Origin of the sequence: Pseudomonas farris (assembly GCF_019145235.1) — a bacterium.
Taxonomy (GTDB): Bacteria; Pseudomonadota; Gammaproteobacteria; order Pseudomonadales; family Pseudomonadaceae; genus Aquipseudomonas; species Aquipseudomonas farris.
The window spans coordinates 644,978-657,721 of record NZ_JAHSTV010000002.1 but is presented as its reverse complement, the minus strand read 5'-3'; the positions used below and the strand labels follow the sequence as shown (position 1 = coordinate 657,721).

The window sequence follows — 12,744 nt, the reverse complement described above, 5'->3', positions numbered from 1 at the left end:
GTTGTACCCACCAGGCGGCAGGTGTTTTACCTGCCGCTTCGGGCTCGTGCAGGCTGAATTTGGCCCTGCCCCTGACCTACACACTGATAACAAGAACAATGTGGAGCCACCCATGATCGACATTCATTCAACCGATACCCAACGCTGTGAACGCATTCGCTCCAACCCCAAATTCCTTCAATTGGTGAGCAGCCGTTCGCGCCTGGCCTGGTCGCTGAGTGCTGCCGTGCTCGGCACCTACTACGCGTTCATGCTGGTGGTGGCGTTTGCCCCGCAGTGGCTGCACGCGCCGATCGCCGAACATCGGATGTTGACCCTGGGCATGCCGGTTGGCGCGGCGATCATCATTTTTTCCTGGCTACTGACCGGTTGGTACGTCTACAGCGCCAACACGCGTTTCGACGCACTGGGCGCCGCCATTCTCGAGGAGAGCAAGTGATGACTCTGCTGCGTAAACTTCTCCTCGCCGCTGCCGGGCTATTGCCGGCTTCCGTAGTGCTGGCTGCGCCCGCGCTGGGTGCAGTGGAAAAACAGCCGCTCAACCTGCATGCGATCGGCATGTTCTTCGTCTTCGTACTGGGCACATTGGCCATCACTTGGTGGGCCGCGCGGCAAACCAAATCCACTTCGGACTTCTACACCGCGGGCGGTGGCATCACCGGGTTTCAGAATGGCCTGGCAATTGCCGGCGACTACATGTCCGCCGCTACGCTGCTGGGGCTGTCCAGCCTGGTGTTTGCCAAGGGCTACGATGGCTTCATCTATACCATCGGTTTCTTCGTCGGCTGGCCGATCATCACCTTCCTGATGGCCGAGCGCTTGCGCAATCTGGGGCGCTACACCTTTGCCGACATCGTGTCCTATCGCCTGGACCAGAACAAAGTGCGGATCTTCGCCGCCTTCGGCTCTCTGACGGTGGTGTGTTGCTACCTGATCGTGCAGATGGTCGGTGCGGGTCAGTTGATCAAGTTGCTGTTTGGCCTCGACTACCCGGTAGCCGTGGTGATCGTCGGCGCGCTGATGCTGGTTTATGTGATTTTCGGCGGCATGATCGCCACCACCTGGGTGCAGATCATCAAGGCCGTGCTGCTGCTTGCCGGCGGCACGACCCTGGCATTGATGGCCATGTCGCAGTTCGGTTTCAGCTACGAAACCCTCGCGGACAAAGCCGTTCAGGCGCACGCCAGTGGCTGGAACATCATGGGCCCTGGCTCAATGCTCGCCGACCCGATCAATACCGCTTCGATGTCGCTGGGCCTGGTGTTCGGGATTGCCGGCCTGCCGCACATTCTGATGCGTTTCTTCACCGTGCCTAACGCCAAGGAAGCGCGCAAATCGGTGTTCTACGCCACCGGTTTCATCGGCTTTTTCTTCCTGGTGGTATGCACCCTGGGCTTCGCCGCGATGGTGATCATCGGCACCGACCCGCAGTACTACGTCAATGGCGAAATCGGCGGCACCTTGATGGGTGGTGGCAATATGGTTGCCATGCACTTGGCCAAAGCGGTCGGTGGCAATCTGTTCTTCGGTTTCCTCTCGGCCGTGGCCTTCGCCACCATCCTTGCGGTGGTCTCCGGGCTGGCCCTGGCCGGGGCTTCGGCGATTTCCCACGACCTCTACGCCACGGTGTTCAAGAAGGGCAAAGCCAGCGAGAAACAGGAAATGCGCGTGACCCGCATGGCCACCGTGGGCCTTGGCATCATCGCGATTCTGCTGGGCATTCTGTTCGAGAAGATGAACGTCGCGTTCCTGGTGGGCCTGACCTTCGGCATCGCTGCGTCGACCAACTTCCCGGTGCTGATCATGGCCATGTACTGGAAAGGCTTGACCACCAAAGGCGCAATCATCGGCGGTTTCGCCGGGCTGATCTGCGCGCTGGTCCTGGTGATCCTCTCGCCAGCGGTCTGGGTCACCGTGCTCGGCCATGCGCATGCGATTTTCCCGTACGACCACCCGGCGCTGTTCTCCATGCCATTGGCGTTCTTGGTGATCGTCGTCGTATCCAAACTCGACCGCAGCGTGCGGGCCGACAAGGAGCGTGACGCTTACGCCGACCAGTTTGTCCGTGCCCAGACCGGCCTCGGCGCCGCCAGCGCTTCCGCCCATTGATAGAAAGGGCACGGCCTGCTCAAGCGGCGCCGTGTCCATCGCACACCCTTTTGAGGTTCACGTTATGCCCGAATTCAACGCCCCGCTGCGCGACATGCACTTTGTATTGCATGAAGTGTTCGATGCCCCGGCCTTGTGGGCACGCCTGCCGGCCCTGGCCGACAGTGTCGACGCCGCCACCGCTGACGCCATTCTTGAGGAGGCGGCCAAAGTCACCTCGCACCTGATTGCGCCACTGAATCGCAGTGGCGACGAGGAAGGCGCCCAGTGGGCCGACGGCCAAGTCAGCACGCCGATCGGTTTCAAACAGGCTTATGCCACCTACATCGAAGGTGGTTGGGTGGGCCTGTCCGGTAACGCCGATTTTGGCGGGATGGGCATGCCGAAGATGCTCGCCGTGCAGTTCGAAGAAATGCTCTACGGCGCCAACTCCAGCTTCGCGCTGTATTCGGCATTGAGTTCCGGTGCCTGCCTGGCGCTGGATGCCCACGCCAGTGACACCCTGAAAAACCTCTACCTGCCGCCGATGTACGAAGGGCGCTGGGCCGGTTCCATGTGCCTGACCGAAGCCCACGCCGGCACCGATCTGGGGATTATCCGCACCCGCGCCGAACCCCGGGCCGACGGCAGCTTCAGCATCACCGGTAGCAAGATCTTCATCACCGGTGGTGAACAGGACCTGACCGAAAACATTGTCCATCTGGTGCTGGCCAAACTGCCGGACGCACCTGCGGGGCCCAAAGGCATCTCGCTGTTTGTCGTCCCCAAAGTGCTGGTCAATGCCGACGGTTCCCTCGGCGATGCCAACGCTGTGAGTTGCGGTTCGATCGAACACAAGATGGGCATCAAGGCCTCGGCCACCTGCGTCATGAACTTCGATGGCGCCAGCGGCTGGCTGGTCGGCGAAGCCAACAAAGGCCTGGCGGCGATGTTCACCATGATGAACTACGAACGCTTGTCCATCGGCATTCAGGGCATTGGCTGCGCCGAAGCGTCCTATCAGAGCGCCGTCGCCTACGCACGTGAACGTGTTCAGAGTCGCGCGCCGACCGGTGCTGTTGCGCCGGACAAAGTGGCCGACCCGATCATCGTCCACCCTGATGTGCGCCGCATGCTGCTGAGCATGAAAGCCATGACCGAGGGCGGCCGTGCGTTCGCCAGCTATGTCGGGCAGCAACTGGACCTGGCGAAGTTTTCCGATGACGCCAAAGAGCGGGACAGCGCGCAAACCCTGGTCGCGCTGCTCACACCGGTGGCCAAGGCGTTCTTCACCGACACCGGCCTGGAAAGCTGCATCAACGGCCAGCAAGTGTTCGGCGGCCATGGCTACATCCGCGAGTGGGGCCAGGAACAATTGGTCCGCGACGTGCGCATCGCGCAGATCTACGAAGGCACCAACGGCATTCAGGCCCTGGACTTGCTTGGACGTAAAGTGCTCGCCGATAAGGGCTCCGCGCTGCGCCAGTTCACCGGCAAGATCCGCCATTTCGCCCATCAGCCCGACGCGCTCTACTCCGCTCAACTGTTCGATGCCGTGCAGCGTCTGGAAGACCTGAGCGACTGGCTGCAGGACCAGGCGACCACCAATCGCAACGAAGTCGGCGCTGCTTCGGTGGAGTATTTGCACCTGTTCGGTTACGTCGCCTATGCCTGGCTTTGGGCGCGCATGGCGCAGGTTGCCAAGCAAAAGCTGCCCGAAGATGCCGGGTTTTATGGCGCGAAGATCGCCACCGCCGACTTCTACATACACCGCTTGCTACCGCGCATTTTGAGCCTGGAGCAATCCATCCGCGCGGGCAGTGCCTCCTTGTTTGGCCTGAGCGCCGAACAGTTCTAACGATTGAACCCACGCGGCGCCACGCTCCTCTCTTTTTGGCGTTCGCGTTTTTTATTGATAAGCCCTCGCCCACCTGGCGAGGGCCGCGGGACCTGTCTTTCCATAATAAAAACAAAGGGGCTTCACCATGGACCGCAACACCCGCACCCTCGCTACCCGACTATTGCTGGCCGGCGGCGTCATCAGCCTCTCGGCCCCCGCCGCTGCTGATTTTGTCAAAGACAGCAAGGCCAGCCTGGAGCTGCGCAACTTCTATTTCAATCGCGACTATCGCCAGGACAACGCCCCGCAATCCAAACAAGAGGAATGGGCGCAGGGTTTCCTGCTGCGTTATGAATCGGGATTCACCGAAGGTTTGATCGGCGTGGGTTTCGATGCCATTGGCCTGCTCGGCATCAAGCTCGATTCCAGCCCCGATCGCACAGGCTCCGGCCTGCTCAAACGCCATCGCGACACCCGCAAAGGGGCTCAGGACGAGTACGGCGAGCTGGGCTTGACGGCCAAAGTGCGGGCCTCGAAAAGCACGCTGAAACTCGGCACGCTGCTGCCGAAACTGCCGACGGTATTGGCCAACGATTCACGGCTGTTGCCGCAAACCTTCAAGGGCGGTCAGCTAACGTCGCTGGAGCTCGAAGGCCTGACGGTGGATGCCGGGCGACTGACGCAAGTCAATCAGCGCGACTCCTCGGACTACGAGGACATGGGCATCACCCGCACCGGCGCCAAGGGCATCACCACACGTCATCTCGATAGCGACAGCTTCGATTTCGCCAGCCTGAACTACAAATGGACCAGCAACCTCGCCACGGGCTACAGCTATGGTCACCTCGACAATTTCTACAGCCAGCACCTGGTCAACCTGACCTACGTGCTGCCGGTCACAACCGGCCAGTCGCTGAAGACGGATCTGCGCTTCGCTCGCTCCACGGACGATGGCGGCAGTAATGTCGATAACAATGCCATCGGCGCGATGTTCACCTACAGCCTCGGCGGGCATGCGTTGGGCCTGGGTTATCAAGGCATGAGCGGCGACACCGGCTACGCCTACGTCAACGGTACCGATGCGTTCCTGGTGAACTTCGTGCAGATCGGCGACTTCGCCAGCAAGGACGAAAAATCCTGGCAGGCGCGTTACGACTACAACTTTGCGGCGATTGGCGTTCCGGGGCTGACCTTCATGACCCGTTACCTCACCGGCGACCATATCGATCTGGGCGGCAACCGCCCGCAAGGCAAGGAATGGGAACGTGATACCGACATCGGCTATGTCGTGCAGAGCGGGCCGTTGAAGAATGTCGGGGTGAAATGGCGTAACGCGACAGTTCGCTCGACCCACTTTGGCAGCGATCTGGATGAAAACCGCCTGATCGTCAGCTACACCTTGTCGATCTGGTAACTCAGTTCTGGTTACACAAGGGGGGACTCGCTTGACGGCGCAGTCTCCTTTTTGCTGCTGGATTTGTGCTGTGATGGCGGGCCTCTTCGCGAGCAAGCCCGCTCCCACATTTAACCGCATTCTCATGGGAGACTCGGTCAAGTGTGGGAGCGGGCTTGCTCGCGAAGGCGGCCTGAAGAACACCAATGATGATTGTAGGTTAAGATGCCTGCAAACCAGGCCGCCGCGAGACGCCCGCATGACTGATACCACCCCACGCCTGATCAAGAAGTACCCCAATCGCCGACTGTATGACACCCATACCAGCAGTCATCTGACGCTGGCGGACATACGCCAATTGGTGGTCGATAAAATTGCCTTTCAGGTGGTCGATGCCAAGAGCGGCGAGGATCTGACGCGCAGCATCTTGCTGCAAGTGATTCTGGAAGCCGAAAGCGGCGGTGAGCCGATCTTCACCAGCGAGATGCTGATGGGGATTATCCAGTTCTACGGCCCTTATCAGGGCGTACTTGGCAGTTACCTGGACAAAAGCATTCAGACCGTAATCGACATCCAGTCCCAGACCGGTGCGCAATCATCCGAAGCCTGGAGCACCTTCATGCACCAGCAAGCGCCAGTGATGCAGGATCTGATGCGGCAGTATGTCGATCAGTCGAAGGCGCTGTACCTGAATACCCAGAACCTGTTCGGCATGTTCGGCGGCAAACCCGGTGCCGATGGCGGAACGAAAAAAAATGGCGATGGGGAATAAACCCATCGCCATTGGTGCCGCTGGCTTGACGTGACTTACTTGTTACCGCTGTTAGGCTTGGCGCTGGCTTCTGGCGCAGCTTTAGTGCCCGCGGCAGTCGCTGCATCGAAACCACTCTGAGCCACATCGGCAGCCTGTTTTACGGCTTTCTGTGCGCTTTCGAACACAGTACCGGCATTCGCCAGGCCCGACTTGAACGCGGCCACAACAGGCTCGGAGCCGGCCGGTGCATTCTTGCTGATCGTTTCAACGAACTCATGCATCTGCTGGGTGCCCGCTTCGACCTGACTCGAGGTCAATTTGGCGATGTCCGACTGAGTACCCACAATCAGTGCTTGAACCTGACGATTGAACTCGGCCAGGCGTTCGGTTTGCGCGCTCGGCTGGGTGAAAGAAGCCTGCAGCTCGGCGAAACCTTGTGGATCACGGACGGCCAGCAGCTTGCGAACACCTTCAAACTGCTCCTCGGTGGAGTCGCGCAGTGCCTTGAACTGCAACTGGCTGAGCTGTTCAACGCTGGCGAACACTTTGCCACTGATTTGCTGCAAAAGGTCGAGGTTGGCTTTCTGAGCGGTTTGCAGTTTTTCCGAATTGAAAAAAGACATGCTTGAATCTCCTGGTACTGGAAGGGCCTGAGGACGCGATAGCGATCCGGCCAGTCATCGCGTTAGCCTTGATATTGCAGTGCACAAAGCCATTTGGCAACGCCTATTTTTGTGCGGTGCAAAATAAACATTACTAACGCCCTCCTTATTCGCTGTAGACTCCTGCTCATCGAACGGCCAGCCTGGCCCTCTTTAACTAAAGGGTTCAGATGCGCAGGTTCCCATGCATAGCAACAGGAGATCACCATGGGTCAGGAAGCAAATATTGCGCTGCAAGATGAAGAGCGTAGCGACCCCGCCGGCTTGTTCGAACACCTGAATCATCTGCAACACCTCAATACCCGCAACGTCCTCGACGCGGTGCAGAAGCGTCAGGCAAAAACCTTCGCGCCTTTAGGCCTTGGGCAACTCAGGCAGCCGACACTGGCTGACTGGCAGGAATACTTCACTGACCTTGGCCAACGCAGCGTGCTGTTCTGGGACACCTTGCGGCAGCGCGGCGACAACACCCTGGCCCACGAACGCGCCGGGTATCCGCTGCTGCTCAAGTTCAATCATCAAACGCTGGTCGCTGGTGAAGACCTGCCTCGTGCGGTCAACTATTCGTTGTTGCAAATCCTCGGCGGCCCGGGGCAACAGATCGACAGCAAAAAACAGCCCGTGATCATCATTGACCCCCGCGGCGGTCATGGCTCGGGGATCGGCGGTTTCAAACAGGACTCGGTCATCGGCGAAAGCCTGAGAGCCGGCCATCCCACCTACTTCATCGCCTTCAGTCACTCGCCACGCCCAGGGCAAACCCTTGCCGATATCACAGACGCCCAGGCACGGTTCATCGAGGTAGTCAGCGCCCGGCATCCGAACAGCGCCAAACCTGTCGTCATTGGTAACTGCCAGGCGGGCTGGGCGTTAATGGGCCTGGCGGCCACTCGGCCAGAGTTGCCGGGGCTGATCATCGTCAACGGTGCGCCGTTGTCGTACTGGGCCGGCGTCAATGGCCGCAATCCGATGCGCTACACCGGCGGTTTGCTGGGCGGAGGCTGGATGGCGCGCCTGGGGAGCGACCTCGGTAATGACCGCTTCGACGGCACCTGGCTGGTGAGCAATTTCGAAAACCTGGACCCGGCCAATACCTATTGGGGCAAGTACTACCACCTGTTCAGTGAAGTCGACAGCGAGGCCGCACGCTTTCTGGATTTCGAACGCTGGTGGGGCAGCCCGACCCTGCTCAATAGCGAAGAGATCGAGATGATTGTCGACGACCTGTTCATCGGTAATCAGCTGTCCGGTGGCCTGGGGCGCAAGAGCAGCGGGCTCGACCTCAAATTGATCGAAGTGCCGGTGGTGGTGTTCTGTTCCTATGGCGACAACATAACCTCCCCGCAGCAGGCACTGGACTGGATCACCGACGTCTACCCCAGCGATCTCGCGTTGCAAAATGCCGGACGCACCATCGTTTACCTGCGGCATGCGAGCATCGGTCACCTGGGCATCTTCGTGTCCGGTGAAGTGGCGCGGCGTGAGCACCGCGAGTTGCTGGGTGCGGTCGATGCGATCAATGCGCTGCCGGCCGGGTTGTATGAAATGCTGATCGACGACCTGCCGGAGCCCTCGGCGACGCCGTATACCGTGCGTTTCGAGCCCCGGCGTATCGCCGACATTCATGGCCAGGTGCAGCCGCCCCGTGATGACGATCGCGAATTCGCGCTGGTGCAACGTGCGTCCGCCATCAACAACAGCGTGTACGACGAATTCATACGCCCATGGTTGCGCCTGCTGATCAACGAACCGAGCGCCGAAATGCTGCGCCGCGCGCACCCTTTCCATCAGCAGCAAGTAGCCTGGAGCAGTTTGAACCCGGCGCTGTGGTGGCTGACTGGCAGTGCCGCCCAAGTGAGCAAGGATCGTCACCCCGCCAGCCAGAACAACCCGTTACTGGTCTGGCAGGAACTGTTTTCCAATCAGGTGCAGGACGCCTTGAACGGCTATCGGGACCTGCGTGATGCGGCTCACGAAATGTGTTTCTACGGCGTGTATGGCGTACTCAATAGCTTCGCCGGCAATGCACCCGGGCGAAATCTGCAGGAACACGCCAAGCAGCACGACCAGGTTCTGATCGAGCGCCTGCAGGATGCCCTGCCCCTTGGCGGCCTGATGGAAGCCTTGATACGGATTCTGTTCCTGCTGGGCCGCGACAGCGACGAACCGGGCAAGGAAAGCATCGAGAAATTGATCCTGCAACTGCAGGTACTGCTCCAGGACTACAGTGCCGAGCCGCTTGATTTGCGCGAAACCCTGCGCCTGCAAAAATTGCTGGTCGCCACCCACCCGCAAGAAAGCCTGCACAGCCTGCCCTTGATGCTGGTTGAAGTCGAAGAGCGTCAACAAGTGCTGGCGGCCGTTGCCAATTTACTGCCCGAACTGCTGAGCAGCGGCGCAAACAACCCATGCTGGTGTGAGCTGCATACACTACTCGACGTTCCGCTGCCAGGTTTCAGCCTGACCCAACCACCCGGTGCAGCCGATGCGATTGAAGTGAAAGTCCCGGCGATCACTACAGAGCCGACCAAACAGAAAATCCCCGCAGTGACCCCAGACCTCATCGCCAAGGTGGTGAGTCCGGTGCGCAAACCTGCCAAGAGCAAGAAAGCCGTAAAAAAACCTCCGATGAAATAACGCTGGGCGCTGACGGGAGGCTGTATCAGAACGGCGTGGCCCCCTTGATCCCGAACGATTCATCGGCCCGATATTGACCGGGGGTCATGTCAAACCAGCGGCTGCAGGCTTTGTTGAAGCTGCTGTGATCATGAAAACCAAGGAGATAGGCCACGTGCTTCATGTTGAAGTGAGAATGGCGCAGATAGAAATCGGCCAATTGCCTGCGTACGGCATTCAGCACGTCCTTGAATTGGGTCCCGTCTTTTTCCAGGGCGCGTTGCAGGGTTCGCTTGCTGATGTTCAAAGATGCAGCGATCGACTCCATGTCGCATTGCCCCTGCCCCTGACTCAAGCGCTCGGTCACCAGCGCCCGAATCCTGCCGACAACGGAAAAACCAAAAAGCAGGTCCAATTGCGCCTCGGCAAAGCTGTCATGCAGCACCGCCAACGCTTCATTGGCCATGCTCAAGGGGCGCTGCAACTCCTCCCCGTCGAACACAATGCTGTCGTAGGCCGCGTTGAAATGCAGGTCGCAACCAAACAGGCGACGGTGTTCGGAGGTGTCTTCAGGTTCGGGATAAGTGAAATCCACACTCAGGGGCTGCATTGATTTGCTGCCCGCCAGCCAACGGCAGATTCCCAGCAACGACGCCAAGCCGGCATCACTGTATTGGCGTGGTTTAATCGAGCCGCTTTGTTGATGATCGAGTCCGGACAGTCGGTAGTTTTGCTGTTCCGGTAGAAGGAAAAGGCTGAATCCGGTGCCTATCAACGGACTGAAGCGAACCAGCCGTTCCAGCGCTTTTTTCAGATTGAGACTGGACATCATGGTGTAGCCGACGATCTGAAAAGTGCCGGGATTGAAATTTCCGTAAGCTTTCAGACCGATGTCTGGATCACCCGAGGCCTGAGAAGCCAGATCCCATAATCGATAAATCGCCCTTCGCTCGCAAAACGCTCCTGGTTTGTTCGCAAGCTTCATGTCTAGTCCAGCCTCCCGACACAGACTGGCAACATCCAGCCCTTGAGCCGAGAGCGTATTTACCAGCACGCTGGCGTAGCCAGAACTCATTCTATACATGGCGTCCTCAATGACGTGTGGAACCGAACATCCTGTCCGGAGCCATAACTGATCTGCGATGAATCAAAGACTAACGGGTTCTTCAGTGGCGAATATTGATCCCAGTATAGGTAACCAGCGTTTTTCGCCACCCGTCATTAACCTGGGCATGGCACCGTTGGACACCAGAGCGTCACCTCTCAACACTTCCGCACACCCGGCCAATACCGAACAATCCCCCTATCTTGCAACGCAAAACAAAGAAAGGAATGGATTGTATGAAGTCGCTTGGTCGTATTGCGTTGGTCACGGGTGGTATGGGTGGGATTGGTACTGCGATAAGCCAACGCCTGTACAAGGAAGGATTCAAGGTCATCGTCGGCTGCAGCTCGGATTCCGCCCGCAAGAACGAATGGATAGCCACCCAGCTGGCGGAGGGCTATCAGTTCGAGTGCATCTTCGGCGACATCACCGATTGGGAGTCGACTCGTAAGGCTTTCGAAATGGCACGAGAACAATTCGGCCCGATCGATGTGCTGGTCAATAACGCCGGCATCACTCGGGACGCTTCCTTTCGCAAACTCACTCCAGAAGACTGGAACGCGGTGATCGGGACCAACCTCAGCGGCCTGTTCAACACCACCAAACAGGTGATTGAAGGCATGTTGGCCAAGGGCTGGGGGCGGGTCATCAACATTTCGTCGATCAACGGTCAGCGCGGCCAGTTCGGCCAGACCAATTACAGCGCGGCCAAAGCCGGTATCCATGGCTTCACCATGGCACTGGCCCGGGAAGTCTCGGGCAAGGGCGTGACCGTCAATACCGTATCGCCCGGCTACATCCAGACCAGCATGACCGCTGCCATCCGCCCGGACATTCTCGAGACCATGATCGCCGCCACACCGGTCGGGCGCCTTGGCCAACCCGAAGAAATCGCCTCGATCGTCGCCTGGCTGGCGTCCGATGAATCGGCCTACAGCACCGGTGCCGACTTCTCGGTCAACGGCGGCATGAACATGCAGTAAGCCTGTCAGGGCATTGATGCCCTGCTCCCGCTCGACAAAATTTTGATGAGGTCATGCATGAACGAAGTCGTAATCGTTGCCGCTACTCGCACCGCCATTGGCAGTTTTCAAGGTTCACTGTCCGCCATTCCAGCTACCGAGTTGGGCGCGGCGGTGATTCGTCGCCTGCTCGAACAGACCGGGATCGACGCTGCGCAGATTGATGAAGTCATCCTCGGCCAGGTGCTGACTGCAGGCTCCGGGCAAAACCCGGCACGCCAGACCGCGATCAAGGCCGGCCTGCCCCATACCACCCCTGCCCTGACCCTGAACAAAGTCTGCGGTTCGGGCCTCAAGGCGGTTCAGCTTGCGGTTCAGGCGATCCGTTGCGGCGACGCCGAACTGGTGATTGCCGGCGGTCAGGAAAACATGAGCCTGGCGCCCTATGTTCTGCCCAAGGCGCGCACCGGTCTGCGCCTGGGTCATGCGCAACTGCAAGACAGCGTGATTCAGGATGGTTTGTGGGATGCCTTCAACGACTACCACATGGGCATCACTGCCGAGAATCTGGCGAATCAATACAGCATCAGTCGCGAAGATCAGGACGCTTTCGCCGCGACCTCGCAACAGAAAGCCGCCTCGGCCATCGAGGCGGGTTACTTCAAGGGTGAAATCACCCCCATCCTGATCCCCCAGCGCAAGGGCGAGCCGCTGGTCTTCGACACCGATGAACAGCCGCGTCCGGACAGCACGCTCCAGGCACTGGGCAACCTCAAACCCGCGTTCCAGAAAAACGGCAGCGTAACCGCGGGCAACTCGTCGACCCTCAATGACGGCGCCGCCGTGTTGATGCTGGCCAGCGCCGCCAAGGCCCTGGCTCTGGGTTTGCCGGTACTTGCGCGCATCAAGGCCTATGCCAGTGCAGGAGTGGACCCGTCGATCATGGGCATCGGCCCGGTACCCGCTACCCGTCTGGTGTTGACGAAAGCCGGCTGGAGCCTGGACGACCTGGACCTGATCGAAGCCAACGAAGCGTTCGCCGCGCAGTCACTGGCCGTCGGCAAGGAATTGGGCTGGGACATGAACAAGGTCAATGTCAACGGTGGCGCCATTGCCCTCGGTCATCCGATCGGCGCATCAGGCGCGCGGATTCTGGTGTCGCTGCTTCATGAACTGATCCGGCGCGATGGCAAAAAAGGTCTGGCCACCTTGTGCATCGGTGGCGGCCAGGGCGTCAGCCTGGTCATCGAGCGCTAGAAACACAGGCAGAGTTGCCAGACGCGGCGCCGACGTTAGGCGCCGCGTTTTTTTTCCTTCCGGATTA

10 protein-coding genes are annotated in these 12,744 nt (G+C 59.3%); 8 read left to right on the top strand and 2 right to left on the bottom strand.

Annotated elements, in window-relative coordinates; translation table 11 throughout:
- The first annotated feature begins 112 nt into the window (after positions 1–112).
- From KVG95_RS06150 to phaR, 5 genes are all read left to right on the top strand, one after another.
- The gene (locus KVG95_RS06150; RefSeq protein WP_048393398.1) at positions 113–439 is read left to right on the top strand and encodes a DUF485 domain-containing protein; all 327 of its coding nucleotides are present in this window, start codon (positions 113–115) and stop codon (positions 437–439) included.
- Positions 439–2,109: a cation acetate symporter gene (locus KVG95_RS06145; RefSeq protein ID WP_217854917.1), complete on the top strand. Its 1,671-nt coding sequence runs from the start codon at positions 439–441 to the stop codon at positions 2,107–2,109. Before KVG95_RS06150 ends, KVG95_RS06145 begins: the two co-directional genes overlap by 1 nt.
- Before the next feature lie 64 nt (positions 2,110–2,173).
- Entirely contained in the window at positions 2,174–3,946 is a 1,773-nt protein-coding gene (locus KVG95_RS06140) for an acyl-CoA dehydrogenase C-terminal domain-containing protein (RefSeq protein ID WP_217854916.1), read from the top strand.
- 127 nt (positions 3,947–4,073) lie between these two features.
- Positions 4,074–5,342, top strand: coding sequence for an OprD family porin (locus KVG95_RS06135; protein ID WP_217854915.1), 1,269 nt, complete (start codon positions 4,074–4,076; stop codon positions 5,340–5,342).
- 238 nt (positions 5,343–5,580) lie between these two features.
- Positions 5,581–6,093, top strand: coding sequence for a polyhydroxyalkanoate synthesis repressor PhaR (gene phaR / locus KVG95_RS06130; RefSeq protein WP_038983295.1), 513 nt, complete (start codon positions 5,581–5,583; stop codon positions 6,091–6,093).
- Positions 6,094–6,128: 35 nt separating this feature from the next.
- Here phaR and phaP read toward each other — a convergent pair whose 3' ends face one another.
- Positions 6,129–6,698, bottom strand: a complete 570-nt coding sequence (gene phaP, locus KVG95_RS06125; protein ID WP_217854914.1) for a TIGR01841 family phasin — start codon at positions 6,696–6,698, stop codon at positions 6,129–6,131.
- Between the two features lie 246 nt (positions 6,699–6,944).
- Here phaP and KVG95_RS06120 point away from each other — a divergent pair, with 246 nt between their 5' ends.
- A complete protein-coding gene (locus KVG95_RS06120; RefSeq protein WP_217854913.1) occupies positions 6,945–9,374 on the top strand; it encodes a DUF3141 domain-containing protein in 2,430 nt (809 codons plus the stop codon).
- 25 nt (positions 9,375–9,399) lie between these two features.
- Here the strand turns inward: KVG95_RS06120 and KVG95_RS06115 are convergent, their stop codons facing one another.
- A complete protein-coding gene (locus KVG95_RS06115) occupies positions 9,400–10,437 on the bottom strand; it encodes an AraC family transcriptional regulator (protein ID WP_217854912.1) in 1,038 nt (345 codons plus the stop codon).
- A gap of 257 nt (positions 10,438–10,694) precedes the next feature.
- On the opposite strand from KVG95_RS06115, the gene phbB reads away from it, so the two are divergent.
- On the top strand, positions 10,695–11,441 hold the full coding sequence (phbB, locus tag KVG95_RS06110; RefSeq protein ID WP_217854911.1) for an acetoacetyl-CoA reductase: 747 nt from the start codon (positions 10,695–10,697) through the stop codon (positions 11,439–11,441).
- 57 nt (positions 11,442–11,498) lie between these two features.
- Complete coding sequence (locus tag KVG95_RS06105) at positions 11,499–12,677, top strand: acetyl-CoA C-acetyltransferase (protein WP_217854910.1); 1,179 nt, start codon at positions 11,499–11,501, stop codon at positions 12,675–12,677.
- Positions 12,678–12,744 lie beyond the last annotated feature (67 nt).